This window comes from Methylobacterium sp. J-077 (genome assembly GCF_022829365.1).
In the GTDB taxonomy this organism is placed as follows: domain Bacteria; phylum Pseudomonadota; class Alphaproteobacteria; order Rhizobiales; family Beijerinckiaceae; genus Methylobacterium.
In genome coordinates this window covers 15,207-41,880 of sequence record NZ_JAKSYJ010000083.1, presented here as the reverse complement: position 1 = coordinate 41,880, position 26,674 = coordinate 15,207, and the positions used below count along the sequence as shown (strand labels likewise).

The window sequence follows — 26,674 nt, the reverse complement described above, 5'->3', positions numbered from 1 at the left end:
GCGCTCAACCCCTCGGTGCCCACCTCCATTCTGGATCACCAAGCTTGCGCCTGGATTGCGCGAGCCGCCGCGCCGCCCGGCCCGGGCGGGTGCCGAAATCTCGGGATCGGCGTACCGGCCAGCCCCCCGACGATGCGGGCTCGCGGCGCCTTTCAGAACCCGGAGATGATCTTGCCGTAGACCAGCTCGGTGAAGGTGTAGATCTGGCCTCCGACGAAGGAGCCGGTCGCGATCATCACCAGCAGGGTGACGACGATCTTCGGGACGAAGGTGAGGGTGACTTCCTGGATCTGGGTGAGCGCCTGGAAGAGGGCGATCAGGGTGCCCACGACCATCGCGGCCGCGACCGAAGGCCCGGAAGCGACGATGATCGTCCAGATCGCCGTGCGGGTGAGTTCAAGCGCGTCGACCTCGTTCATTGTGCTTGCCCCGGAGCGAAGCCGAAGGATCCTGGCATCAGCCGATCTGCGCGCTGTCTGTCCGCGCGTGAGTGCAGACCGGCGCCGTGCCGTCGAGACGTTTCGCCCTGAGAATGAAGCTCGGGCAACCGGGGCGATCCGTGGCGAGCCGCGATCGCCTGCCACGGCTCCGTCTCTGCACATTCACGACGCGACCGCGCATCGAGCGGTGCAGATCTGCTCCACCGCATGCGCGCCGGGACGGCTCGCCGACCGGACGTCGCCACCATCCTTCAGGAGACCGTCACGCCGGGATCGTACGGGATGTCCTTGCCGTTGTTGAGATGGGCGACCACGCCCGTGTCGGTCACCTGAACCGAGGTGACTTGTCCGGTGACCGACTTGTCCGCGGAGGTGATGGTGCGCCCGATCAGCCCCTGGGCCTGCGTCATGGATGTCGACTTGAGGAGCGAATCGAGCTTGCTGTTCGCGTTGACGCTCTGCTCGACCTGCGAGAACGTGGCCAGCTGACCCATATACTCCGTCGATTTCATCGGAGCGGTCGGATCCTGGTTCTTCATCTGCGCGAGGAGAAGGCGGAGGAAGTTGTCGTAGTTCAACGTCGTCGAACTCTCCGCCTTCTTCTTCGCGGCTTGGGCCTTCAAAGCCGCGTCGGTGGCCGATGTATTGGCGGCGTTGGTGACTGGCACGCTCATGATTCTGCCTCCGTCAAACGGGATTGGCGGCCCCGGGTTGTCCGAAGGCACCCGGATTGGAAAGGTCGGTGACCAAGCGGGCGCGCTGAGCAACGTCCGGTTCGAACAGGCCGCGCAGGACGCGCAGGCCATCGAAGGCGCGCCCGGCATCGAGGAAACTTCGCGCCGTCGCGAGCGCGGCCACGATGCTCGGGTCGGGGCCGCGGTCGAGATAGGTCCATTCCACCGCGTCGTAGGCCGCCCGGACGCGCTCCGCGTTCTTGGGATCGATCAGCATCGCCTGCGCGATGAAGTAGAGCTGCCGGATCGGCGTGGTCGCCTCCTCGGCCTGCAGCACATGGGCTTCCAGCAGGAAGGTGGCGTCGTTGAGCAGCTCGATCGTCACCTTGCGGTCGACCCGGAGGACGGCGCCGTTGATGAAGATCCGCTCGCGCCCGCGCAGGCTGAGATTGATCGAGCGGCTCATTTGAGACCATCGCGGATCATCGTGTTGACGTAAATCAGGCTCTCGAAACCGGTGGCATCGCCGCGGATGATCTGGTCGGTCTGGCTCATGTTCCAGAGACCGATCGAGATCAGGTCGGCGCGCAACTGGACCGTCAACTCGTTCTCGGGCTTCACGAGATCGTCGATGAGTACGCTCCAGAGTCGCTGCACGAAGCTGACCGCTTCGGCACGCGCCTCGAAGGGTGCATCGGGCGCCTCCGCGCGCTTCATCAGATCGATGGCCCGGTCGAAGGCCTCGCGCTCGCGTTCCCTGGCCAGGGAGGGCGAGTCTTCCATGATTTCCGCGTAAGACGCGCCGTACATCGCAGAATTGCCTCTTGCGTGGTAAGAAAAACGACCGCAACGGATCCGGATTCAGATCGTTGCGCTCGCCCACCGCGGATAGTGCCCGAGCACCGGATCAGACGTAATCGATGAGGTTAAGCTTCCGGATCTGGCTGGTCAGAGAATACGAGATCTGGAGTTGAGTCGACAGAGCGTCGAGGCGTGTCTTGGCTTCCGCTTGGTCCACGCCCTCAAGAGAGTTGAAGCCACTAGTCAGGATGATTTTCTGAGCTTCCTGCTGTTTTCCCAATGTGGTGAGCCTAGCCTCAACGGTACCGAGATCGGCGTGGATCGCAGTGACGTCGACCGTGGCCTGACCGGCGATGCTGCGCATCTTGCTGTAGACGACGGCCTGCGTTGCCGAAGCCAGACTAGCCAGACCAATATCCGACCCAATCATGTACATCATCGCCAATTGCCGGAACGGTTGGGCATTGGCGTTCGTGGAGGTGGTCGCGGTCTCGCCGGGGCCGATATCGGTTCGGATATTGGTGTCTGAAGCAGAAGACCAGTTCGAACCCCATTGCGGATTGGCGATCAGGGCAGCGGCCGGGCCGTCGAGGAAGCTCTGCATTTGCGCCGGGGTGATTTGGCTTGCCCCCGGTTGAGTGCCCGGCGCGAATCCGAACGTGGTCTGGAAGGTCTGTGCGAACGCGGTCTTGGCGGCCGAGGTCGGGAACGCCTCATAATCCGCGAGCGGGCGCTGCGTCGTGTTGATTCCGGAGAACACATATTGACCTGCGGTCGATGTGTTCATCTGCCCGATGAATGCCGAGAGCTTCGAAGCTGCCGCCTGGGCTACGACAGTCCCGCTGGCGTCCGTCAGCTTTCCCGGTGCGATGAGGGCAAGAAACGCTTCGCCGTCCGAGCGGATCTGATTGAGTGCGCTCTGGCTGTCGGCAAGCCGGACCGTGGTCAGATCATTGCGCGTCTTCTGGGCAGTAATGTCGCCGAACTGCTGACGCAGATCGAGGGTGATCCCGGTCTTGTAGCCCAGTTCGAGGCCGATATCGGCATAGCGGCCCTTGTCGACTTCGATATTGGCCTTGGCAATGCCCGCTTGCAGACGGGACATGTCCCAGCGCGTACTGTTTAACAGCGTCGCCGTGGAGATGAAGCTGGCTTTCATATCGCTATCTCACGGCATCGAGAAGGGTCTGCAGCATCGCATTGACGGTCGCGAGGAGCTTGGCGGAAGCCGCATAGGACTTTTCGAGCTCGAGCATCGTCGCAACCTCGTCGTCGCGATTCACCCCCGTCGCATTGGAGAGCGCGTTCGACGCGCTGTTCAGGATGGCCGATTCGCTATCCACCTGAGTCGAGGCCCCCTTGCGGGTCGCTTCCAGCCAACTCGCCGAAGCCCCGGCGGCCGTGAGCAGCGAGGCCGAAGCCGGGAGTTCGGAATCCGATGCAAAGGACCGGTCGGCCCCGAGTGCGGATTGAAGGGCGCGCAGATGATCCGCGTACGAGGCGGCGTTGGCGACGTTGTACTTGTACTGCGTGCCTGCGTTCATGCCGCCGTCGCGCAGGGTGAACGGATTGCCGCCCTGCTCCGGATCCGCCTTCGCGTTCACCTGAATCGAACTCGCCAGCCCGGTCGTCACGGTCGGCAGCGCCGCGTTGGCGGCATCGGTGAACAGGCCTGCCAGAGCCGTCCCGGTCGCCGAGTTCTTGTCCGTCTCGGCAAAGGCGTTGATCAAGCCGCCGGCGATCGCGTCGAGTTGATTCTGATAGGTGACGGCGGCCTCGTCGCGCACCGTCATCAACCCGACGATGCGTCCGGACTGGAGCGGCATCATCGAGCTGTTGCCGGTCACGGGGATGCCGTCGATCAGACCGGCGTTGCCGGTCGTGCTGGCGCCGAAAGCCGGTGTCGCCGCGAACGATACGGTCCGGGCGCTCCGCTCGAAGAGCGGGGCGCCGTTGTCGGCGTAGATCGCCATGTCGTTGCCGGCCCGGACGGCCGTATGGATGCCGATCTCCTGGGACAGCTGCGCAAGGATCTTGTCGCGGTTGTCGAGGGCGTCGCTGATGTCGGCCCCGGTCGCCGTCCCGAACACCACGGCCTTGTTGGCCTTGTCGAACTGCCCGAGCAGATCGTTCACCGTCGCAACGGAGTTGGCGATGTCCTGATCAGCACTGAGGCGCGTTTTCTGGATCGTCGTGCTCGCTTGGTTCAGGGTCCGCGCCAGATCCTTCGCGGCCGCGACGGCAGCCTTAGCCAGGTTGATGTCGCTGGGCTGGTTCGCGGCGTTCGCGAGCGCGATCTTGACCGCGCCGATCTTGGCGGAGACGGAGCTACCCTCCTCCGTGTCACCGACCGTGTCCTCCAGGCTGGTGAGACCCTTGAGGATCGCCGTCCGGCCGGCGAGTTCCGACGTGCTGCGGAGTGTCTTATCGAACAGCAGCGTGTCGCTGGCGCGGCTGACCACGACGCGGACAGGCCCGTCCGTGGTGACCAGCGACGCGATCTTGCGTGAATAGGCCGGATCGTTGACGCCCGCGATGTTGCGCGACACCACGCCGGTACTGGTCGCGTTCGCCTGCAAGGCGCCGCGCGCCGCCTTCATGGCAACGGAAAGGCTCATCCCCGGTCTCCTTCAGCCGATCGTCAGCGCTTCAGGTTCACGAGGGTCTCGAGCATCTCCGTGCCTGTCTGGAACACCTTCGAGTTGGCGCCGTATCCGGTCTGCGACTCGATCATCGTGGCCAGCTCGTTGCCCAGGTCGACGTTCGAATCCTCAAGGGAATGCGACTCGATCGATCCGCGCCCGCCGACATTGGCAAAGTTGAGCTGCGGGTCCCCAGATTCGGGGGTGACCTCGAACACGTTGCCCGAGCGCGGGGTCAGGTTATCCGGGCTCGCCACGGTCGCGAGCGGGATGCGGAACGCCGCGGCCGTCTGGCCGTCCTGATAGACCGCGTAGACCGTGCCGTCGGTGTCGATCGCGGCATGGTCGACGGCTTGCGGCTTGTTCCCATCGACCCGGCCATTGAGTACGAAATCGCCCGCCATCTGTGTCAGGTTGGCAAAGTCCAGCTTGAACGGCTGACCGTTGGGGACGGTGAAACTCAGTGACGCCGCATTCGATAATTTGCCGAACGTGTCGAATGTTAAGGGAGTCGCTGTCCCCCCTGGCGGGATAGGAGTTTTAGTGTCATGATTATAGGCCAACACCTGCCACTTCCCCGTCGCTGTCTTCCCGAAGTAGAGATCGACCTGAAACGGGTTTCCAAGGTTGTCATAGGTGATGACACTGCTCGCCTTAGTAAAGTTGGTGTTACTCAAGGCGCCGGTCAGATCCGGGTCGTTGCTGTTGAGGTTGCCCGCGTCGATGCGACCCGCCGTGCTGGGATGGGCCTGCATGCCAAACGAGGCGAGGTTGACCGGCGCGAGCCCGTTGAAGCTGTTCATCGACAGGATCGGGGTGCCCGAAGCCAGGCTATAGCCCTGCAGATGCATGCCCGCGGCATTCACCAGGTCGCCCGTCTTCGCATCGATGACGAAGTTCCCGGCGCGCGTCAGCGCTGTCTTGCCGCCCGCATCCTTGACGACGAAGAAGCCGTTGCCGCCGATCGCGATATCCGAAGCATTTGTCGTCGCGGTCGTGTTGGATTTGCTGCCAATATCGTGCCGAACGACCGTGGTCACGCTGCCGGAATCGTAGGAACCGCTTCCGGATTCCGTGAGCAGTGATGAGAATTGCGTCGATCCGCGCTTATAGCCGACGGTATTCTGGTTCTGGATGTTGTCCGCAACGACGCCGAGCCGGTTGGACTGGGCGTTCATTCCGGAGACGCCGCTGTTGAGCACCCCATACAGACCCATGACGCGAATCTCCGTTGTTGGACGACGTTGCAGGACTTCAGATCAGGAGTCGCTTGCGTGAAGCTTTCGGCACCTCATCCGCCGGCGCGCAGGGCGTTGGCGAGATCCAGGAAGGCATCGAGGCTCTGCGGGTCGGTGGGGTCCTGCCGCAGGGCGGCGTAGATCTTCGGGACCAGGGCCACGGCCTGATCGAGCTCCGGGTCCGTCCCGGCCTGATAGCCGCCCATCAGGCGCAGGTCCCGGGAATCCTCGAAGCGGGCGATCAGGCTCTTGAGCGTGCGCACGAGCTCGCGCTGCTGCGGGGTCCAGACCAGGTCGGCCAGGCGCGAGATCGAGCCGAGCAGGTTGATCGCCGGGTAGCGGCCCTGGTCGGCGATGGCCCGGTCCAGGACCACGTGGCCGTCGAGGGTGCCGCGGATGCTGTCGGCCACGGGATCGTTGTGGTCGTCGCCGTCGATCAGAACCGAGAAGATGCCGGTGATCGTCCCGCCGCCCTCGAGGCCCGGGCCGGCCCGCTCCAGCAGGCGCGGGAGATCGCCGAACACGCTCGGCGGGTAGCCGCGCGCCACCGGCGGCTCGCCGGCCGCCAGGGCCACGTCCCGGGCCGCGTGGGCGAAGCGCGTCACCGAATCGAGCACGAGCAGCACCGACTGGCCCTGATCGCGAAAAGACTCGGCGACCGCGAAGGCGAGCTTCGGCGCCTGCCGGCGCATCATCGCGCTCTCGTCACCGGTGGCGACGACGACGACTGCCCGAGTGCGGCTCGCCTGGATCGGCCCCTCCAGGAACTCGCGGACCTCGCGCCCTCGCTCGCCGACCAGGGCGACGACCACGGTGTCGAACCCCGCGCACCGAGCCAGCATCGACAGCAGGGTCGACTTGCCGACGCCCGAGCCCGCGAAGATGCCGATGCGCTGCGCCGCGCAGAGGGGCATGAACAGATCGAGCGCCTTCACGCCGGTCTTCAGCGGCTGGTCGACCCGGGCGCGGCGCATCGCCGGCGGCGGGCTGGCGTCGAGCGGCATCGCCCGTGTGCCCTTGGGCAGGTCGCCGGCCCCGTCGATCGGCCGGCCGAGGGCGTCGATGACCCGGCCCTTCCAGGCCTCGCACGGCCGGGGATCGAACGCCGTCACGCGATAGGCCAGGGATCCGAGTCCGGCCTCGATCCGGGTGTCGAACGGCTTGAGGATCACGCCGTCGCCGTCGATCCGGACGACCTCGCCGTCGATCCGCTGGTCCCCCGCCTCGATCCGCATGCAGTCGCCGAGCTTCAGCAGGGGCAGAGTGATCTTGATGCGGCAATGGCCGAAGCCGATCTCGCTCACAGAGCCGCCGACCCGGATCACGGGATATTCGTCCCGGTCCTCCAGAGCGCGGGCGAGCTGGTCGAGGGCGTTCATGGTGATCTCCGGAACCCGCGGCCCCGGGCCCAGCGGCGGCGGCGGCGAGCGCGGCTTCGCGGTCTTGTCCCGTACCGCCCGCCAATGGAAAATCGAGGTTTCAAAAGGTCTTCGACCTTTTGCGGGTGCAGGGCGGAGCCCTGCGGGCCTCGGGCTATCGCTTCATTCGCGGGGCTAGCTCGCCGGCCCGAGGCCGCGGATCGCGCTCTGCAGGGACGATTCCGTCTCCGCCACCGCGGCGGCCGCGCCCTCGAAGGTGCGGGTGATGAGGATCAGCCGCGACATCTCCATGACGGGATTGACGTTGGCGCCCTCTTGGAAGCCCTGCTGGACGCGGACGGCGGTCTCGCCGCGCTGGTTGAAGTCGAGGATCGGGGTGCCCGGCCGGTCCGAGGCCACCGCGTCGCCGTCGACCCGGGTGAGGGTGGCTGCATTGTCGAGGCGGAAGACGCCGAGCGCCCCGATCTGGTTGACCCCCTGGGTGATGATCCCGTCCTGGCCGATGGTGATCGGCGGTCCCTCGGGATCGACCGTGATCGGGGAGCCGCCGGGATCCAGCACCGCCCGCCCGTTCAGATCCTGGAGATCGCCCGCGGCCGAGATCTGCATCCGGCCGTCCCGCGTGTAGACCGGGCCCGACCGGCCCCGCACGGCCAGCCAGCCGTCGCCCTGGATGCCGACGTCGAGGGGGCTGTCCGTCTTGTTGAGCGGGCCGGCCTTGCGCGACAGGAAGGTCTCGCCGGGCGTGACGAAGGCGGTGTCGCGCCCGCCCGCCTGGGACAGGATCGTCTCGAACTTCACCTCCTCGGCGCGGAATCCGGCCGTCCCGAGGTTGGCGACGTTGTTCGCCACCGTGGTCAGGCGCTGTTCGAGGGCGACCTGGGCGGACAGGGTGACGTAGAGCGACGACTGCATGTCATCGGCCTCCCAGCCGGATGGATTGGAGCTTCAGGAGGAGGTCCGCATCGAGGCTGGTATCGGATCCGGCGAGGAATGTCAGCGCCGGCGACGAAGCCGTATTGTTTTGGGTGTCCCACATGATCGTGAAGCGCTTGATAAACTGATTCAGTTTTTGAGGATCTTTGAGACTGGAAATGTCGATCTTCCGCTCGATCAGATTGGCCTGCGCTTCGATGCTGCTCTTTGCCGACTGCGGTAAGCCGAGCGCGGTGCGGACGACCTGGGCCAGGGCCGGATCAGCAAGAAATCCATACGCGGAGTTGATGCTCGCCGCCTTGCGTTGGAAGTAGAGAGCAAGCCTGACGCCTTCATTCTCGTTCCCGGCATCCGTTTCAAGCGTCTGGCGGACATAAGCGTCCACTGTTGCCGTGCGGGCCTCGCTGCGTTGTGTCTTAAATCTGTCAAGAAATTGACTGAGCTTCCTGGGATCTCGGAGGGATGAGACGTCGAGCCTGCTCTCGATCAGCTTGGCCTGCGCGTCGGAATTCTTCGATGTCGCCGCGGTGGAGACGCCCAGCGTGCTCAAGACGAGGCCGGATAACACCGGGTCGGCGACGATGTCTTTAGCAGAGTATACCGTGCCTATCTTGGCTTGGAAATACTGGGTCAGCTTTCCGATTTCCGCATCGGAATCGGCGTAGGTTCCCGCTGGCCGGAAATAGGGGTCGATGATAGCTTTGCGGCCTTCCAAGCGCTGGGCGAAGAAACGATCGATCAGTTGACGAAGTTGCTCCGGGTCCTGAAACGCGGCAGCATCAAATTTGCTCTCGATCTGTTGGGCTTGCGTGTAATCATCATCATCCGAGGAGGCCGGAGGCAGGCCGACGGCGGTCCGGACGAAGGATGAAATTTTGGAATCCTCGACAATGTCATCAATAGAATGAACGTATTTTGCCATATTTTGAATGTAATCTATTTGACCCGTAGTTTTGCTATCGTAGTCATCCTTTTTCTGCATCAGAGTCTGGTTGATGCCGAGAGAATCGATCAGCGCCTGGACCTCCGGATCGTCCGAGTGCTGCGGCTTGTTCGGGTCTTGGCCGTAGGTCTTGAAGTTGAACGCGGCCGCGAAATCCCGGTACCGTGAATCCTGCAATCGATCGACCAAAACCCGCCCGTTGGCATCGGGCTCGCCCGCGAGGACCTTCTTCATGAAGCCCTTGGCGTAGATCATATCATCCAGGCCGTACGACTTCATGGCGAAGCTGTAGAGGCGATTGTCCGCCATAAAATCGTCGAGCGTTTTGACGTTGCCGATATGGTCCTGAAAATATTGTATGTCGCGTTTTGATGTTGGCTGAGATGCCGTTCGGTTAAGAGATTTCGATAGGTCTGTGACTGTGGATCTGTAATCAATAAATGTCGAAAGCATCGGGCGAATCCTTCATCTTTCGGGTTTGAAAATCTAAGATCTCTGGCTTGCCTGAGCCTTGCTCGTTCCGAAGTCGTAGGCCGGCATGCTTGCGCATGTGCGCTGCTCCAGCCCTGCGCAAGCATGCAGATCTAGCTTCGCTGCTATTGAGTGGAACGACGTCAGGGCGCCGCGCGTGGGTGTTATCATCGGCTTGCTGATCGCGGTCGGCTGCGTAGGCGGCGGGTTCGCGGCCATGGGCGGCCACCTCGCGGTGATCTGGCAGCCCTTCGAGTTCGTCATCATCGGCGGCGCGGCGCTGGGCGCCTTCGTGGTCGCCAATCCGATAAAGGTGGTCAAGGATACCGGTGCCGCGATCGTGGATGCGATTCTGAGCCGGGCGCCGAAGCAGGACGATTACCTCGCGCTGCTCGGGCTGCTGTTCGCGCTGACGCGGGAATTGCGGGCCAAGCCCCGCAACGAGGTCGAGCCGCATCTGGAGAATCCGGATGAGTCCGAGATCTTCAAGGCCTTCCCGCGGGTAACGCGCGACAAGGAGCTGACGCTGTTCATCTGCGACTACGTGCGCCTCATCCTCATCGGCAACGCCCGATCCCACGAGATCGAAGCGCTGATGGAGGAGGAGATGGTCACCCATCGGCGCGACAAGCTGAAGCCGTACGGCGCCCTGACCGGCGTGGCCGACGGGCTGCCGGCTCTCGGCATCGTCGCGGCCGTCCTCGGCATCGTGAAGGCGATGGGTGCCCTGGATCAGTCGCCGGCGCTCCTGGGGAGCCTGATCGGCTCGGCTCTGGTGGGGACCTTCAGCGGCATCTTCGTCTCCTACAGCGTCATCGCTCCCTTAGCGAGCAAGGTGAAGACCACCCGCGAATCGCAGGGGCGCGTCTACATCATCGTGAAGCAGACCTTGCTCGCCTACATGAACGGCGCCCTGCCGCAGATCGCCATCGAGCATGGACGGAAGGCGATCTCCGCCGCCTATCGGCCGACGATCGACGAGGTCGAGAACGCGACGATCACGAACGGCTCGCGCGCCGAGGCCGGCCAGCGTGAGGCTGCGTGATGGCGGACACGCAGGACAAGCAGCAGATCACCAGCGACATCCGGGATCGGCTGCTGGACGCCGCGGGCCTCTCGCTCGACCGGCTGCCGATGCTGCACGTCATCCTGGACCGGGTGGCGACGTTCAGCGCCGAGCACCTGCGCCATTTCGCGGCGTCGCCGGTGTATTTCTCCCTGAGCAACGTGGAAAGCCAGCGCTTCGGGGACATCCTCGAACCCTATGAGGCGAACGCCATCGCGGGCATCTTCCAGGCGCCGGAATGGGACAGCCACATCCTGGTCGACTTCGATCGCGACTTCGTCTTCACCATGGTGGAGGTTCTTCTCGGCTCCGACGGTTCCGAGCCTCCCCTCGACGAGGAGCGTTCCTTCTCGGCCATCGAGATGCGGATGGCCCAGCGGATCTTCGACCAGATCGGCAAGGCGCTGCAGGCCGCCTTCGCCCTGGTGGCGGACACGCCGTTCAAGCTCGAACGGACGGAGCTGCGGATGGATTTCGCGGTGATCGGCCGCCGGAACAATCAGGCCGTCGCCGCAAAGTTCGTTCTGCAGGCGCTCAATCGCGGCGGCGAGATGTTCATCGTCATCCCGCAATCCGTCCTCAACCCCATGCGCCAGAGCTTGGCCCGGATCCTGGTTGGCGAGAGCACGGCGCGCGATTCCCGCTGGACGCGGCAGATCGCCGGCGAGGTCCAGAAGACCCCGGTGACGCTCAAGGCGATCCTGGAAGAGAAGCCCTTGACCCTGGGCGAGATCGCCAGCCTGGAGGTCGGTCAGGTGATCGAGTTGCGGGCGACGCCGAATACGCGCGTCAAGCTCGAGGGCAACAATCGTGAGTTGTTCTGGTGTGACGTCGGGCAGCAGGATGGCACCATCGTGCTGCGTGTCGACCGGTTCATCGATCAGGACCAGGAGTTTATCGACGATGTTCTCTCTCGCTGAAGCCCTGCTCTTCGCCGCCCTGGTCGCGACGACCGGGTGCTTGGTCCCGATGTACATGCGCTTGAAGCGCCTGGACCGGTATCATGCGCAGTACCGGGACATGATCGATTGGAGCGCCTGCGCCATGGTCGGCGCGAGCAACGCCGTGCAGGCCTTCGCCCAGGAAGGGCGGACCGTCCTGGAGGATCTCAGCTGCGAAATCGAGTTCGCGAAGGCGGCCCTGGCCGAGCTCAAGGCCGAGCGGCTCAAGCTGACAGCCGCGGTGCAGCCCGCGAGCGTCGCCCACGAGTCCGCGGTCGGCAGCCTGTCGAGCGTCTGATGCCGATGGCCGGCGCGTACGCGCCGAACGCGCGCGGTGGCGTCACGGCTTGAAGCCGCCCGATCCGAGCGGCGGTCGAGACGGCGCCGGCCCTGATTTCCTCAAGGAACCTATGATGTCAGCCTCAGACTTTTCGGATGCGGAAACCGATGGCGGCTCCGGCAACGGCCACAAGGAGAGCCTGTTCGCGAAGATCGAGGCCCAGGCGCAGGAGCGGCGCGCCCAGGGCGAGAAGGCCGGCAGCGGCCGGAACCTGGATTCGATCCTCCGCATCCCGGTCCTGATGCAGGTGGTCCTCGGATCGGCGACGATGCCGGTGGCGAACCTGATGAAGCTCGGGCGCGGGGCGATCGTTCCCCTCGACCACCGCGTCGGTGAGCCGGTCGACGTCGTCGTGAACGGCCGGGTCATCGCACGCGGCGAAGTCGTCGTCGTCGAGGACGACAACTCGCGCTTCGGCGTGTCGCTGACCGAAATCGTCGGTCCCGCGACGGCCGATTCCAACGGCTGACGGGACGCAACGTCATGGCCGTCGGCCCCCTCACCAAGGTCACGCGCGTCCTGAACCCCGCCGAGGAAGTCGCGGCCGTCCTCATCGCGATGAACAAGGCGACGGCGAGTCGTCTGGTCAAGTATTTCGACACTGCGGAACTGAAGCAGATCACCCGCGCCGTCGCGCAGCTCGGACCGGTCTCGCGATCGCAGCTCGAGAACATCATCGACGAGGTGACCGCGTTCTTCTCCGACGGGGCCAACCTGATCGGAACCGCCCGCGAGATGGAGAAGCTGCTGGAGGGCAACCTGCCGCCCGAGCAGATCGCCAGCATCATGGCCGACGTCCTCGGGCAGGGCGAGCGCTCGGTCTGGGACCGCATCTCGAACGGGGCGGAGACCGCGCTGGCGTCCTATCTGCTGAAGGAGCACCCGCAGACCGCGGCCCTGATCCTGTCGAAGGTGAAACCGGCCTGCGCCGCCAAGGTGATGGCCCAGCTTCCGGCGCCGTTGCGGAACGGGGTCATGCGCCGGATGCTGACGTTCAAGCCCACCGTCGACGGGACGATGAAGATGATCGAGCAGACGATGCACGAGGACTTCATGATCAACCAGGCCCGCAATGCCGGTGCGGACACCCATGCGCGCATGGCCGACATCATCAACAAGATGGAGCGCCAGGGCATGGAGGAGGTCCTGGACAGCCTCGCGCAATCGCGTCCCAAGTCGGCGGAGATCCTCAAGAGCCTGCTGTTCACCTTCGACGACATCATCCACATGACGCCCCGGGCGCGCACGGCCCTGTTTGATCAGATCCCGCCCGAACGCATCATCCTGGCGCTGAAGGGGACCAGCGGCACGCTCCGCAACGTCGTGCTGAGTGCCATCACGGCCCGCACGCGGCGCCTCGTGGAGCACGAACTCGAAGGCGGCGAGCCCGCCTCCCAGCGCGACGTGCTCGAAGCGCGCCGTGCGATCACCGACCAGGCCTTGGAGATGGCCTCCCGCGGCGAGATCGAGCTCAACCAGGCTGAAGCCGAAGACACCTACTTCAGCTGAGCGGGTCGATTGCGATGTCGGACGAGGACAAGGAGAGCAAGACCGAGGCCGCGAGCGAGAAGAAGATCGGCGAGGCGCTCGAGAAGGGCAATGTCCCGTTCTCGCGGGAGGCGCCGATCTTCGCTTCGATTGCGGCGACGCTCATCATCCTCGTCTTCGTTGTGCGGGATCACGGCGCGCCGTTCGTGCGGCAGCTCACCCTGCTCCTGGAGCAACCGCGGAACTTCGCCCTGGCCAACGGGCAGGATGCGGAGCAGCTCCTCGTGGCGCTGGCCTTCACGATGTGGAAGCTCCTGCTGCCCATGCTGGTGATCCTGATGGCGGCCGGGTTGGCCGCTTCGATCTTCCAGAATGTGCCGCGCATCGCGGGCGAGCGCATCAGGCCGCAATGGTCTCGCATTTCACCCGTCAGTGGGTGGGATCGCGTTTTCAGCCTGCAAGGATATATCGAATTTGGGAAAAGCGTTCTCAAGTTCCTGGCCATCGGCGGCGTCGTCTTCATGATTCTGCGCGCCGACCGACACGAGATCAAGAATATCATGTTTGAGGATCCGATCGGCCTGCCCGAATTGCTTCTGAGCCTGTCGGTCCGACTGGTTTCCGCAGTCAGCGTCGCGACGATTGCCTTGGTCGCGGGCGATCTCGTCTGGACACGCATGAAGTGGCAGCGCGACCTGCGGATGTCGAAGCAGGATCTGAAGGACGAATACAAGCAGACCGAGGGCAATCCGGCGGTGAAGGCCAAGCTGCGCTCGATCGCGCTGGATCGCGTGCGCAAGCAGATGATGGCGTCCGTGCCCCGCGCCACGATGATCCTGGCCAACCCGACGCATTACGCCATCGCGCTGCTATGCTTCTGCCTCACGCTAGTCGATCAGAAAATCATTGTAAAACAATGGTTTATCGGTCGCTCAAGCACCATTCGATCCTATCGGAAGCCTTTGATTCATGCGTTCGGGCACAATGTCAGTCACAATGAGGATGACGATGGCAACGATCAGGAAAAGAAATGGGAAATATCAGGTCCAAATAAGAATAAAAGGATCTCAAGCTACGACAAAGACTTTCGAAACAAAATCCGAGGCGGTAAGATGGTCGAAAGCTACGGAGACGGATAAATACAGCCGCATCGATATAAAAGATCAACAATCTAACAATACGGAGACCATAGGAGAATTGCTCGAAAGATATTTTATCGAAATTCTTTCAAAGAGATATTGGTATAAGCGCGAAGTTTCGGTACTAAAGAGATTTCAAAGGTCGGATATATACAACATAAAGCTTAGCGATCTGTGCGAGGGAGATGTTGCTCGTTACAGAGATCAAAGATTGAAAACAGTTAAACCTGCAACGGTCGTGAGAGAGCTTTCCATCGGTTCACATTGTCTGACCATAGCTCAAAGCGAATGGGGCGTTCGACTGTCAACAAATGTCTTCAAAAGCGTGCGGAAACCGAAGGTTCGAAATAGTAGAGAGCGGCGCATTTCAAAGGAAGAATGGGACCGAATTGTCGATAGTGATTTTCGCCGAGGCGAAAAGTCTATGATACATATCATTGAACTGGCTATTGAAACAGCAATGAGAAAGGGCGAACTTCTTAACGCTAAATGGTCGGATATTGATTTCAGTCAATCGACACTTCACATCCCGAAAACAAAAAACGAATATCCACGGACAATTCCACTGACTCCGAGGGCAATGGAAATCATACGATCAATCGAAAGAAAAAACGGCAACACTTCAATTATCTCAGTAAACTACTTCACACTAAATTCTTGGTGGGTGAATTTGCTCAAGGCTGCGGGAATTCGAAATCTGCGATGGCATGATCTAAGGCATGAAGGCATCTCTAGATATTTTGAATATGGGTTAAGTGTGCCGGAGGTCGCAATGATTTCGGGCCACCGCGATTATCAAATGTTAAGAAGATACACGCATATCAAGCCTGAAAGTGTCGCTGCCAAACTCGCCGCGATCTTTAATAAGCCTACATAGAACAGGCAGGCGGCAAGGAATGTTTAGAATATTTCTTGCCGATGCCGCCTAAGTTGGGGAAGCGTCTAGCTAATATTGCGGCCCACACAGTGATTAAACCGGTTCAAGCTCGGCTATAAGTTTTTGCGTCACTTCATTACTTGACTGATTTCAAGTGACGATAGGGAGGATCGAACTCCCGATTTACGGTTGAACTACCGCTGTTTCACCGTTGATTGCAGAGGATTGAACAATCAGAACGACAACCGACTTACCGTCTTATGTGAGAGTCCGGTGTGATCGTCCAGCCAAACCTTTATGTTGATTATAGAAATCACGCAGAACTTAATTTCAGTGAATGTGGGGCGATAATGGCCGGCTATAAACTAAAGTCTGAAAACTAATCTAAAACTTTACATCATGTTGCTTATAGATCGATCAAAAGTAGAGTAAAAAGCTGCGACAGTAGGATCTTGAAACTCGCATCTTCGCAAGTAAACCTTAAATCGTACAGAAACAATCTAAAGTTCGGAAACGGACTGTCACCGCATATTACTGTTATATGGAACGGATTTTCAGAATGAATCTGGAAAAGTGGATCCGTCCGGTCTATGAGTGTTTTCCAGTGATCGGTCGCAAATTGATACAATCTATCCAAATTGTCGGCGATTATTCCAAATAGATATTGACAATGATGGCGAATTGTGCCACGCGCAGGTTCATTAGACTGCATTGAATTGTTTTACGTAAATTTCTTGTTGACATCTCACTGAAATTATGAGATAAACACATCGCTTTAGTACTTAAGGCAACAAACTGCGCCGAGCTATTGCTGCTTGGGGCGAATTTCAACTGTATTGCTCTTATTAAAATCGCCGGCCTTTTGGTGGCGGATAAAGACGCATGTTTAAAATGGTCTAGTAAATTGAATATCGATTACAATGAAACTCATTTCTCGTATATCCCCCTGCATTCGAAAACTAAGAAACCGGTGCAGCAGGACTGGCAGAACAAAGGTGAGGAGCTAAAGAGCTTGCTCAACTTTGGATCGATTCCCTCGGATATCAACGTGGGGGTTCTGACCGGAACGGCATCCGGTGGTCTGGTGGACATCGATCTTGACGGCTCGAACACGACTGAGGCGGCAGCGCTGATCCTGCCGCCTACCGGATTGGTGTTTGGCCGAGATAGTAAGCCGGGCTCGCATTACCTCTTCCGCATCACAGGCGACACTCGGACTGTGAAGCTGACGCACCCTGTCAGCGGGAAGATGCTCGTCGAGTTTCGAGGCGATGGCTGTCAGACAATGATGGTCGGCTCCGTGCATCCTGACGGTGAGGCGGTGCGCTATGAGGCCGGCAAGGATGGCGTGCCGTCATGGGTCCAACGAGACGACCTTCTCAGAGCCGTACGTCAAATCGCGACGGTAAGCGTCCTATCCGAATTCTGGGTCCAGGGCGGTCGGCATAAGCTCGCGCTTCGGTTCGCCGGACTCTGTGCTTGCAGCGAGGTAAATCAGGAATCATGCTTGACGGTGGTGCAAACCCTTTGCGACATCACGGACGATGAAGAGATGGATGATCGCATTGGAACTGTAGTGACTACCTATGAGCGTGCGGCAGATCAGAAGCCGGTAGAATGGCGGTCAAAACTGATTAAATTGTTCGGCTCAGAAAAAGCCCTCAATACTCTTATCGAATGGATGGGTGGACGGCAGACTGCGTCGAAGGCCATTGCCGTTAACAACAACACGCGCACTGTATCCGTCACGATTGATACAAGTACCGACATCTCGACAGCCGAAGCATTTCACGAATCAACAATTGGTAGTCTGATCTATGCCGAACATGAAGAACGATTCTACAAGAATAGTTCTGAGGTATACGATCCTATCTCGCCTGTTGAGGTTAAAGCAACGATCATAGATTTCTTGAAAGAGCCAGCTAGGACGAACACTATAAGCGATCCTGTCAAGATTCGCGCATCGCAATCTAGTGCACGTATCAATTCCGTCTATGAACTCTCAGAGTCATTGAAACGGACTGACGATAGGGGCTTTAATGCTCATTCCCATCTCATTGGAACTCGCAACGGTGTGCTGGATCTAAGCGTTCAGCGACTGATAACGCCAAACGATATCATAACTAAAAGGATCGGAACAGATTTTCGTGCCGATGCTTCATGTCCTAAATTCCTGGATTTCATCTCCCAGGTATTCAATGGTGACATAGAGAAGATCGAGTATGTGCGTCGCGCTGTTGGATATACTCTGACTGGCAGTGTTGAAGCACAGATCATGTTTATCCTAATCGGCGCCGGTGCAAATGGGAAATCGGTATTTCTGAGTCTATTGCAGGCGTTGATGGGTGATTATGGGACGGCTCTTCCAGCCCATTCAATCATGCAGCAGAAGTTCTCAAACGATAAGACTGATGACTTGGCCTCATTGGTGGGAAAGCGATTTGCCTATGCTACCGAAGGTGAATCGGGAGATCGGCTTGCTGTTGCTAAGATCAAGCGAATGACTGGCGGTGATATGATGTCGGTCAAGCGATTGTACAAAGATTACTTCAATATGCGGCCTGAGTTCAAATTGTGGTTTGCCAGTAATGAGTTGCCACAGATTTCCGGGAATGATGATGCGATCTGGCGGAGGATCCATGTCATTGAATTTCCCAGAACGTTCAAGCCGGAGGAAAGGGATCCAAAACTACTCGAAAAGCTAAAGGGTGAGCTTCCGGGCATATTGAATTGGTCGCTGGAAGGTTTGGAGCAGATCGGAGAAATGAAAGGGGATTTTCTTGCTCCACCTGAGTCTGTTCGTCATTCCATCGCTGAGTATAGAAGTGAAAACAATAATGTCGCGGACTTCATTGATGCTGCGTGCGTGCGTGATGGAGTTAGCAAGATCATGGCCGGAGAACTGTATGAGCGGTACGTGTCTTACTCCGATAACAGTGGGTCAGAGCCATTGAACAAGATTATGTTCATGAAGACACTTACTCGCATGGACATCGGTATTCATAAGAGGGCAAACGGTAACGCACGAACCGGAATTCGATTCAAGTAACAGTTACGGGGCCTCTGTCCCCGTCACTCCCTTTGGTCGTGATCTATCATCCTTATGTGCATATGGAGGAATGGATGATTGATAACATAACTTCCTATGTATCTATCTGATTCCTATTTCTATTTTTTAGGTAGATAACATCCATTCATCCACACACACACACACACTCGGAAAGGAAGAGAGCAGAAGACAGAGGTCCAAATATCGCAAACTATAACCCCGCCACTGGCATCGAATTTTCGTTCGATGCATCTATCGCCTCCATCACATTTAATAAAGAAGACAAATTGTGCCTGGAAAAACTGTTTATGATGCCCGCACTGCTCGACGGCTAAGGAACTTTTTTGCGTTGACTCTCAATATCATGAATGAACGGCGTAGGAATTCTAACAAGCCAGATCACTACCTTGTTCCTGAGTGGGAGTATGTATATATTGAGGAGATGATCGAATTGATAGACTCAAATCTATCAGAAAATCTAGTTCTCAATGATACTGACAATCACTGTTTTTTAGATGCATATGAAGTTGCTCAACGCATCTATCATGATCGCATCATGAATATGCATCATTATTATCTTGAGACCAGTAGAATGGTTGATGGTTGCAATGGGAAGAATCAGGACCGCCCCGTCAATCTGATCTTGAAGATTGGTGCACCTAGGAGGCAAGCGGCCTGACATAATCAAGGGGCACCGCTTCAAGGGTGCCCCGTATCCATTCTGCATTACTGTTATGAGGAATGCGTCTTCGGTGAGAGCGCGATGAGCAGCGTCTCATAGCGGTAGGGGTATGAGCCCTCAAGGTGGTGGGTTTCGGCTCAGAACAGTTCGGTTCCCAACACCTTGCCCGAATTGGCTTGCGGCCCTCCCATACGACCATAGGCGATGTTCGTGCGGCATAGGGGCAACGATAGAGGCTATCACTTTCGCTGCGCCCCGACCCCAACCTGAGAACACTTATGAGGATCGCGCCTGACACGGTGATCGCTATCAACGGTAGATGCCCCGAATGCGCCATGACCATGCAACACAAAGCCGTCCGTCAATGGGGGCTGTAAATGATCCGATCCACGCTGCTGGTTAGCGCCGCTCTCGCAATCGTATCGGTCGTCCTAACCTCGCTATGGATCGGGTATGGCCCTCGACCGCAGGTGGCACCGGACAAGTGAGCATCAACCGTCATCCCGGAATCCAAACAGGAACGGCAACATAAGCTTGAAATTCTATGCATCAAGCATCGTCCGTCAAAGGTGTACGACGAATTGAGGGTATAGAACGTTGTGCTATCGTTTCCATCCGATTTTCAATCAGACCTTTAAGGTGAAGTTTGACTAGCACGGGACCAATTGTTGTTTGCAATATCATTGGGAATGCTGCTTTAAACTCTGCCAATCTAATCCAATCTCTAGGTAGTTTTTCCAAGATATAAACTTCGTCGTCTGACAATTGAGACGGTTTAGAGAGTCGTTCGATTGCATCATCTAGATCCTTGGCCGGCTGACCATCAACTAGCCATTCTCGTTGTATAGAGCGTTCATCATACCCCGTGTGATCCGATTTAAGGCTCCGATCTAAAGTAATTAACCTACGGAAACTTATGTGTCGCATAATTTCAATGATATTTTCACCAAAAACTGTTTGACCTTCATTTTCGAATGGCCCCGCTTTCAGCACTTCCTGCGTAATTTCGTTATCCACGGCCTTGCTCCAATGCTTGAGAGATCTCGCTGGATTATGAATCGGCAATCACAATACTTGTATTGCGGCCTTTGCATAACCACAGCTTGTCCAACTCGGAACAAACTCATGTTACGCATCTCATGAATGTATTATCAAGCTCGCAATTCTGAAATTTTAGCGAGGGTATTCGGGCATACTTTGTCAGTGTAATTTAAGTTTTTATGAGATCAGAAATCGATGCAATATTGCATCGGCCTGTTTCCTACATGCGTGGCACCTTAATTGCAATAGATCGAGTTATGAGGGTTGCTCGTGATTGCGAACTCATTATAATATCTATCAGCAACGCATCGGGATAGCAGGTGCCGATGAAAAGACTCTGTAGATCGTCTACCTTGTATAGCGAAGATAGAAACAACTCTAATTTGCTGAGATTTATATCCTTGTATAAGAGCGCGCTTGACCACGAAGAATGGGATCGTTTTGTTGCCAAATGCGGTTGCTCATATAGATGTCTTTTCAAAGCGCATTGGCTATCAAATAGTTCTCGAAGTATACTATTTTCGATCAAGCGATTTGATATAGTATTAAAGGAAGGACCGACTGAAATTAAGATTGGTCAGTTTGCTATCATTATGACAAAAGATACAAGAATATTTACAGATCAGTTGCAATTGCTGCCTAGCTGGGGACATATGTGGGCTACAATTATGCGAGCGATCCTAGCAATACTTGGTCCAGGGCGATATAGATATGGTTCTGAGTGGATGACTGGGCCCTGTCGAGTAGAAGCTTTGAAGGGCACACCGGATGTAAAAGTTTCAAATATAAAATATGCAAAGCTTGAGGTGGTAGATTTTAGTTGTTGGACGAGTTGGAACGAATATTGGGGCTCAATTAGCAAAAATGTAATCCGAAGCTACAATAAGTACGTTCGTGAATGCGATAGTCAAGGCTTAATGATACTTGATATCCGACGGTTTTGGAAGTATCACGTTGAAATTATCAATTTAAAGTCATTGACGCTTATAAGCAAAGGTGTGGCATCATCCAAGGTCAAAATTTTTGTAAAAAGTGTACTTCGCTACATAGCATTAGCCAACCACCTGAAATTTGTAATATGCGTTGCTCCGAGCGGACGACTTGACAGCTTTGCTGCCTGTGTGTCTATCGGCATTAACACATATTATATGGAAGGGGGGTCGTTTAAGTCGAAAAGAGGATCGGGCTGGTTCACTCTTGTGAATGCTATACGTCAAGCTTATCATGGAAGTAATGGAACCGGATTATTCATTATGGGCCCGGTGGACGATGCGACGTCGGGTTCACCTCGTTGGCTTGGGTTAGAGCAATCCCGTCAACAGTGTAGAATAGTGCAGCGCGCTGTTTCAACTATAGATTTTGAGTTTCGTTACAGCGAATGACAGGGTTCTCAATGAAATCAATTCAGTCGCAAATCTCATATCTAACCCGCATGGCCTTAAAGGATCCCCGGCTCATATGGGCAAATTTACGGGAGCGACTACTATTTGACTGGATTTATAAAGTTGATACCGTTCGACAAATTTCTAAGGAAAACTATTCTACTGGCTTAGCAAATCTAAAATATGGCTTGCACTATTCTAGTTCCTGGACCTCAGAAATAGTTTTTGGATACAAATCATCTCGCCAACATCTGAATTCGAGGTTTGAATCCTTCCATTTCTATGATGTGGGATGCGGCAAAGGGAAGGTTCAAATCGTCTGGAAGCAATTGCTCCATAGGGAAGGATTGTTGCAGAACGTTGGTGGTATAGATTATTATGAAGACGTTTTAGCAGTGGCTCGGAATAATCATTTTAATTTATTTGGTGATGAGGGCATCTTTATTCAAGCAGACGCTTCTGAGTTCGCTTTTTGTTCGGGCGGAAGCTTGATATTGTACCTGTATAACCCCTTCGATGATGTCGTACTTCGTCCGATGATAAACAATCTTCGAAGCAATGAAGTATTTTTAATATACAACAATCCTGTCTATGAGTATGTACTGTTGGAGGCAGGTTTCATGTTGATCGAACGAAAGGATGGATTTCATCCTCAATCGGTGACTCGAACTTACTACAGATCGCCTGCAATTTCGAATGATTTGAGGCAATCAGGCATTTGAGTCTGTGCTTTACAAATGCGTATTATATTTGGACGCGCTCAATCAAGATTGTATGCCTATATTCTAGAAATCTTGCTTTTTTTCAGATGCGCTGTATCTCTTTAAATTTTGGGCATCAAGCAGCTAATATTACCAGCTATGATTTATTAGTATTTCTGCCTTGTTGATTAAGCATTCATTCCAAACGAGTCGGTTGATCCATTTCTGAGGGATACCGGTAAGTCCGTATGCTGCTCCCGCGATCTGACCTGTGACCGCCCCAACCGTATCCGCATCGTCCCCTAGGTTCACCGCCAGGAGAACAGCGTCACTGAAAGTCGTCGTCTCTGAAATTGCCCAGAGAGCCGCTTCGAGCGTGTGGATGACGTAGCCTGAGGACCCGATCTCGTTCCGTGCCCTGCCGCGATACGACCCGTTCATGATCCGCTGGACGCCAGGACAGAAGGGACCGTAGGAGGCTGAGAGAACGTCCGTGAGCGGCTTGCCCTCGATCAGTGACGCAAGGACCGTCGCTAAGGCTTCACAGGCATCCACGGCTTCGGTAGCACCATGTGTCGTGTAGCTCTGGCGTCGGCTGACATCACGTAGGCGTTCGAGTTCATTCCAGTAGCGGATCGCACAGGGCGCGAGCCTCATGATCGATCCATTTCCTCCGGTCCTGTCGTCGGTCGGACCAGCTACAGGATTACCCGTCCGTCGAAACGCTTCGAGGGCATTCCTCGTCGTTATCCCGATATCGAAACAGGTACCCGTGCTAGAATTCTCACCGGCATTGTACCACCGGCAGAAGCGTTCCATCAGATCGTGCTCGTTAAGGCGGTCATAGGCTATGAGCGAGTCGGCCAGGCACAGTGCCATCGATGTGTCGTCTGTCCACTGTCCCGGTAGCAGATCAAAGGGACCGCCACCCACCATGTCATAGACCGCTGGCTTGGTGTCTCGTGTCTCGAATTCCAGGGTGGTCCCGATAGCGTCACCCACCGCAAGGCCAATGAACGCCCCTATGGCACGGTCGCGGATCGCTTCAGACATTCGGCGCCCCCTGCCCGAGAACGTACGCTTCCTGTGCCTGGGTCTCGATGGCTCCCGGCCTTACCGCTCTCACCCGTTCGATTGCTCGTCTCGGATCTTCGCCCATCATCACCAAGAGCATGGCAGCCACCATACCGGCGCGTCCGAGACCGCCCCGGCAATGAACCACCACGGCCCCACCTTCGCGTAACTGTTCTGCGATGCGAGGCCCAATTGACCGCCATGCAGTTTTGAACGCCAGCCCTGGAACGCTGACATCGGGGATCGCGGCATGATGCCAAACCATTCCGGCATCCCTGACCGCATCCGGCAAGCCTTTCACGGCCAGAAGGTCAAACTCGTGGGACTCAAGCAGGGTGAGAACGGATGATGCGCCCCAAGCCCGAATGGCCTCTACGTCTGCCGACAGGTCACGATCCCAAGGGGCACCAAAGACGGATGGCCCCTTCTTGCCCGGACAGAAAGTAATGCCGATAGCGCCACCGTTTTCCCCTGCAGTAACTGTTGCGATCTGCAGGGGATGACTGACGGATGTTCGGACTGGTCGTTGCGCTTTAGGTAAGCTGTGTGATCCAAAAACAGCATGTCCAACGTGCCGAATATCATCCTTCGCCATGGTGCCTCCGATATGATTGTTATATCACATCAGGGCGGGAATATAAAATATCATTCATGGTATGGAAGGGCAGAGAATTGCAGATCATTCCTCGTCATTTCTGAATGGTAGCGTCAGCTGTTGGTCGGAGGGTGGATAGGTATTAAGCCTGTCGTATAACTCCTTGAAGTTTTGCTTTAAGATCATTTCGATCGTTTTGAGTTTGCGATCCGTATCAAGCGATCTCACGAACTCTGTAGAAGGCTCGCAGGCAAGATACTTATGGAATGTATCATAGAAATCATTGTATATGATTGCGAAGGATCCGGAAGTTGGTGCTTTCGGGCTGATTTTCTGTAATTGACTGACAAAAACAATTTCAGTTAAATCGAACCGATAGAGTAGCCGGAGTAGTGAATTGGCATAAGCTTGCTCTGGTCCGTCATACAATGTTAGATGTGGGGTGCCTTCGCGAAAGTCAGGCTTGAAGAATAAATCGCTTAGATCAAGTAAATCAACTCTTATAATGACTGTGTTTTGTTTTCCTCCAATGAAAGCGCCGGCGCCATCGAGTCGAACGCACCATTCGCGAGCCTTATGGTGGTTTAGTTCACTTAGGGTGTAGCTAGACAACAGCTGATTGTAAGGCCCACGCAGCGTTATGTGTGAAAAACGAATGCTGTCGGGCTCGGACAAATACCTTATGACATCAAACGCAGCGGAAAGTTTCCCGCTCTGTAGATGTATGCCGTAGAAATGCCGTTTCATACCACAAGATACCGTAACGTCTCGGATTGTGTGGCGGATGTATAGACCACGTGGTAAATGGCGTCTCCAAACTTGCTGGCGTGTGTGAACGCTTCTGTTCTGTTGTTTCTATCGGAGAAATAGCTTTCCAGATCTGTCGTCGTATTTTCGGTTTTTTCTAAAAACCAGTGATACTGCTGTAGTGCCTGAATAAGGTGTCCTTTGACGAGCGGTTGTCTCTCTGCAAGAAGCAGTAGGCGTTCGATGGGAGGCATCCGACAGATACTGACTAAATCCTCTTTTGTGATTTGTTTATAGCTAGACAGGAGCCCTACTGTTGCGAAGCAGGTCATGAGACGACTGTAGCCAAGTTTAAAATTTCGAATTTTCTGCTTAATCTTTCGCGCATCTTCTTCCTGGTTGCGCTTGTGTTCATAATTCAGGCACAATGTTTTCCAAAAGCGAATGATATCGTTTACAATAAACGTCGGACGAAAGTCCTTCACGTGATCTTCATAGTCCCTGAGATATGATCCAATGACCGTATCAATGACGGACCTATATGCATCTTCACCCATAACAGGGCTACTTTCGAGCAACAAAAGCATCCTTGCGGTGAAGTGATTTTTGTAGTCGTCTTCTCTTCCGCCAAGATCTTTTAAAATTTCCGCAACTGTCATAACTTTCAGGAATTCGCCGTCGTTTGACGGTGCCGGAAATCCAAGCTTTCCTTCCGTGGCCTTTATTACGTCTGACATTACTTTTATTTGTCTCAGGTTTGGATTGACAACCTCGCCAGATAAACAGTCATTAATGAAGAACAGATCTACATCGGAGTGAATGCTTGCTTCGCCTCGTGCGTAAGATCCGGTCGCGAAAATGCTAAGTCCTGGATAATTAGCAATGGAGGTCGATAGATCGAGTTCGCGGTTTAATTCAGCCATGCGATGATTGGAATGATCACGTCGTGTCCCAAATAGACGCACTGTTGTCTGTGATAGACCGAGATGTACAAGGCTATCTTCAAGATTACGACCAGGTGAGCTCGCCACTATCGTTCTCTTCAATTGCGTCCACCTTCGACAAGTGGGTTGCCCGGATTTCAACCCAAGGTGAACATACCGAATCAGGGTTGTAAAGCGACGACGCTCTCGGCGACCAGGTCGGCATTTGCTTTAACGAAAATAGGGCTGGTGTGACGTTGGCTCAGTCGCGTAGGAGCCAATTTATAGCGTCGGCCAGCATCATCAGCCTCGGTGTTTCATGTTTCCGGCCTACTGATGCGACCCGGCGTCCCGTGGAGGCGTCGCGTAATCGTTCCTCTTCCAGTGCTCCAAGCTTGCGTGTTTTCCAGATATGACGCCAGCCGTGGTTCTGATCGACGCCGCTATCTAGCTTGACGGTCTAGCGACCCCCTTCTTGGTGGCGACCGATCGTAACAGCAGCACCAACCGACGATCCCCTAAGGCTTCGGCTCGGCTGTGGATCGTCGGCGATGCTCACTCCTGTAAGCGGTTCAGTGCCCGCCCTGCCGTTTAGGGAATGGGGGATCAGCCTTCGCAAGGTACGTCCTGTCCTCGCGATCTGGTCACAATCTGTCACACTGACCCCGAAAAACGCTTCAAATTTCGTCTTCCCCGTGATCGCCGACTATGATAGCCTATGCCAGCCTAAGGCGCTGTGATGAAATGGTTTTTCGATTGTGAGAGAGTGGTCGGCTTATCGTTGGGTCAGCATGTAGGACGAGACACTAGACCCATACTAGGCAATCGCGCTGCGCTACGATCAGGCGGAGAACGACGCCCCCATGGTGCTCGCCAAGGGGAAGGATCTGCTCGCCCTGCGCATCCGCGAGATCGCCGAGAAGCACCGGATCGAGATCGTGGTCGACAAGACCCTGGCCCGGGCGATGTACGACAATGTCGAGATCAATCAGGCGATCCCGGCGGAATTCTACCGCGCGGTCGCCAACCTCTTGGTCTACGTCATGACGCGCAAGCGCCGCTGACGCTGGAGGCCGCCGGGTGACGCGCGGTCACCCGGCACCGG

General features: G+C 56.4%; 26 protein-coding genes. 11 read left to right on the top strand and 15 right to left on the bottom strand.

Annotated features, from left to right (window positions below):
- Window positions 1–152: 152 nt before the first annotated feature.
- The 10 genes from MKL11_RS06055 to MKL11_RS06010 form a co-directional block, all read right to left on the bottom strand.
- Entirely contained in the window at window positions 153–419 is a 267-nt protein-coding gene (locus tag MKL11_RS06055; protein ID WP_243941245.1) for a flagellar biosynthetic protein FliQ, read from the bottom strand.
- Between the two features lie 272 nt (window positions 420–691).
- Window positions 692–1,114, bottom strand: coding sequence for a flagellar hook assembly protein FlgD (flgD, locus tag MKL11_RS06050; RefSeq protein ID WP_243941243.1), 423 nt, complete (start codon window positions 1,112–1,114; stop codon window positions 692–694).
- A gap of 13 nt (window positions 1,115–1,127) precedes the next feature.
- Window positions 1,128–1,580, bottom strand: a complete 453-nt coding sequence (gene flbT, locus MKL11_RS06045) for a flagellar biosynthesis repressor FlbT (RefSeq protein WP_243941241.1) — start codon at window positions 1,578–1,580, stop codon at window positions 1,128–1,130.
- The gene (gene flaF, locus MKL11_RS06040; protein WP_243941239.1) at window positions 1,577–1,924 is read right to left on the bottom strand and encodes a flagellar biosynthesis regulator FlaF; all 348 of its coding nucleotides are present in this window, start codon (window positions 1,922–1,924) and stop codon (window positions 1,577–1,579) included. Before flaF ends, flbT begins: the two co-directional genes overlap by 4 nt.
- Window positions 1,925–2,021: 97 nt before the next feature.
- On the bottom strand, window positions 2,022–3,074 hold the full coding sequence (locus tag MKL11_RS06035; RefSeq protein ID WP_243941237.1) for a flagellar hook-associated family protein: 1,053 nt from the start codon (window positions 3,072–3,074) through the stop codon (window positions 2,022–2,024).
- Between the two features lie 4 nt (window positions 3,075–3,078).
- Window positions 3,079–4,533, bottom strand: a complete 1,455-nt coding sequence (gene flgK / locus MKL11_RS06030) for a flagellar hook-associated protein FlgK (protein WP_243941235.1) — start codon at window positions 4,531–4,533, stop codon at window positions 3,079–3,081.
- 23 nt (window positions 4,534–4,556) lie between these two features.
- The gene (locus MKL11_RS06025; RefSeq protein WP_243941233.1) at window positions 4,557–5,774 is read right to left on the bottom strand and encodes a flagellar hook protein FlgE; all 1,218 of its coding nucleotides are present in this window, start codon (window positions 5,772–5,774) and stop codon (window positions 4,557–4,559) included.
- A 74-nt stretch (window positions 5,775–5,848) separates the two neighbouring features.
- Window positions 5,849–7,174, bottom strand: coding sequence for a flagellar protein export ATPase FliI (gene fliI / locus MKL11_RS06020; protein ID WP_243941230.1), 1,326 nt, complete (start codon window positions 7,172–7,174; stop codon window positions 5,849–5,851).
- Between the two features lie 174 nt (window positions 7,175–7,348).
- On the bottom strand, window positions 7,349–8,089 hold the full coding sequence (gene flgF, locus MKL11_RS06015) for a flagellar basal-body rod protein FlgF (protein WP_243941228.1): 741 nt from the start codon (window positions 8,087–8,089) through the stop codon (window positions 7,349–7,351).
- A 1-nt stretch (window position 8,090) separates the two neighbouring features.
- Window positions 8,091–9,506 carry a DUF1217 domain-containing protein gene (locus MKL11_RS06010; RefSeq protein WP_243941226.1) on the bottom strand — a complete coding sequence of 472 codons (1,416 nt, stop codon included), beginning with the start codon at window positions 9,504–9,506 and terminating at the stop codon, window positions 8,091–8,093.
- Between the two features lie 175 nt (window positions 9,507–9,681).
- Here MKL11_RS06010 and motA point away from each other — a divergent pair, with 175 nt between their 5' ends.
- From motA to MKL11_RS05970, 8 genes are all read left to right on the top strand, one after another.
- Window positions 9,682–10,569 (top strand): flagellar motor stator protein MotA, encoded by an 888-nt coding sequence (motA, locus tag MKL11_RS06005; RefSeq protein ID WP_243941224.1) that lies wholly within the window; start codon window positions 9,682–9,684, stop codon window positions 10,567–10,569.
- A complete protein-coding gene (locus MKL11_RS06000; RefSeq protein WP_243941222.1) occupies window positions 10,569–11,510 on the top strand; it encodes a flagellar motor switch protein FliM in 942 nt (313 codons plus the stop codon). The genes motA and MKL11_RS06000 overlap by 1 nt, the downstream gene beginning before the upstream one ends.
- Entirely contained in the window at window positions 11,494–11,829 is a 336-nt protein-coding gene (locus tag MKL11_RS05995) for a hypothetical protein (protein ID WP_243941220.1), read from the top strand. Before MKL11_RS06000 ends, MKL11_RS05995 begins: the two co-directional genes overlap by 17 nt.
- 115 nt (window positions 11,830–11,944) lie before the next feature.
- Window positions 11,945–12,340 (top strand): flagellar motor switch protein FliN, encoded by a 396-nt coding sequence (gene fliN, locus MKL11_RS05990; RefSeq protein ID WP_243941384.1) that lies wholly within the window; start codon window positions 11,945–11,947, stop codon window positions 12,338–12,340.
- Between the two features lie 14 nt (window positions 12,341–12,354).
- Complete coding sequence (locus tag MKL11_RS05985; protein ID WP_243941218.1) at window positions 12,355–13,380, top strand: flagellar motor switch protein FliG; 1,026 nt, start codon at window positions 12,355–12,357, stop codon at window positions 13,378–13,380.
- Window positions 13,381–13,394: 14 nt separating this feature from the next.
- Window positions 13,395–14,498 (top strand): EscU/YscU/HrcU family type III secretion system export apparatus switch protein, encoded by a 1,104-nt coding sequence (locus MKL11_RS05980; protein ID WP_243941216.1) that lies wholly within the window; start codon window positions 13,395–13,397, stop codon window positions 14,496–14,498.
- A 238-nt stretch (window positions 14,499–14,736) separates the two neighbouring features.
- Complete coding sequence (locus tag MKL11_RS33030) at window positions 14,737–15,375, top strand: site-specific integrase (protein WP_313900733.1); 639 nt, start codon at window positions 14,737–14,739, stop codon at window positions 15,373–15,375.
- A gap of 808 nt (window positions 15,376–16,183) precedes the next feature.
- Entirely contained in the window at window positions 16,184–18,424 is a 2,241-nt protein-coding gene (locus tag MKL11_RS05970) for a phage/plasmid primase, P4 family (protein ID WP_243941215.1), read from the top strand.
- A gap of 1,231 nt (window positions 18,425–19,655) precedes the next feature.
- Here the strand turns inward: MKL11_RS05970 and MKL11_RS05965 are convergent.
- The gene (locus tag MKL11_RS05965) at window positions 19,656–20,123 is read right to left on the bottom strand and encodes a hypothetical protein (RefSeq protein ID WP_243941214.1); all 468 of its coding nucleotides are present in this window, start codon (window positions 20,121–20,123) and stop codon (window positions 19,656–19,658) included.
- A 425-nt stretch (window positions 20,124–20,548) separates the two neighbouring features.
- Between MKL11_RS05965 and MKL11_RS05960 the strand changes: the two genes are divergently transcribed.
- Window positions 20,549–21,529: a hypothetical protein gene (locus MKL11_RS05960; RefSeq protein WP_243941213.1), complete on the top strand. Its 981-nt coding sequence runs from the start codon at window positions 20,549–20,551 to the stop codon at window positions 21,527–21,529.
- Window positions 21,530–21,540: 11 nt separating this feature from the next.
- On the top strand, window positions 21,541–22,251 hold the full coding sequence (locus MKL11_RS05955) for a class I SAM-dependent methyltransferase (RefSeq protein WP_243941212.1): 711 nt from the start codon (window positions 21,541–21,543) through the stop codon (window positions 22,249–22,251).
- A 129-nt stretch (window positions 22,252–22,380) separates the two neighbouring features.
- Here MKL11_RS05955 and MKL11_RS05950 read toward each other — a convergent pair whose 3' ends face one another.
- The 4 genes from MKL11_RS05950 to MKL11_RS05935 all read right to left on the bottom strand — a co-directional run bounded on the left by MKL11_RS05950 (window position 22,381) and on the right by MKL11_RS05935 (window position 25,677).
- The gene (locus tag MKL11_RS05950) at window positions 22,381–23,283 is read right to left on the bottom strand and encodes an ADP-ribosylglycohydrolase family protein (protein WP_243941211.1); all 903 of its coding nucleotides are present in this window, start codon (window positions 23,281–23,283) and stop codon (window positions 22,381–22,383) included.
- Entirely contained in the window at window positions 23,276–23,899 is a 624-nt protein-coding gene (locus MKL11_RS05945; protein ID WP_243941210.1) for a cyclin-dependent kinase inhibitor 3 family protein, read from the bottom strand. Before MKL11_RS05945 ends, MKL11_RS05950 begins: the two co-directional genes overlap by 8 nt.
- An 84-nt stretch (window positions 23,900–23,983) precedes the next feature.
- Window positions 23,984–24,511: a hypothetical protein gene (locus MKL11_RS05940; RefSeq protein WP_243941209.1), complete on the bottom strand. Its 528-nt coding sequence runs from the start codon at window positions 24,509–24,511 to the stop codon at window positions 23,984–23,986.
- A 131-nt stretch (window positions 24,512–24,642) separates the two neighbouring features.
- The gene (locus MKL11_RS05935; RefSeq protein ID WP_243941208.1) at window positions 24,643–25,677 is read right to left on the bottom strand and encodes a nucleotidyltransferase domain-containing protein; all 1,035 of its coding nucleotides are present in this window, start codon (window positions 25,675–25,677) and stop codon (window positions 24,643–24,645) included.
- 716 nt (window positions 25,678–26,393) lie between these two features.
- On the opposite strand from MKL11_RS05935, the gene MKL11_RS05930 reads away from it, so the two are divergent.
- Window positions 26,394–26,633 carry an EscU/YscU/HrcU family type III secretion system export apparatus switch protein gene (locus MKL11_RS05930; protein WP_313900732.1) on the top strand — a complete coding sequence of 80 codons (240 nt, stop codon included), beginning with the start codon at window positions 26,394–26,396 and terminating at the stop codon, window positions 26,631–26,633.
- The last annotated feature ends 41 nt before the right edge of the window (window positions 26,634–26,674 follow it).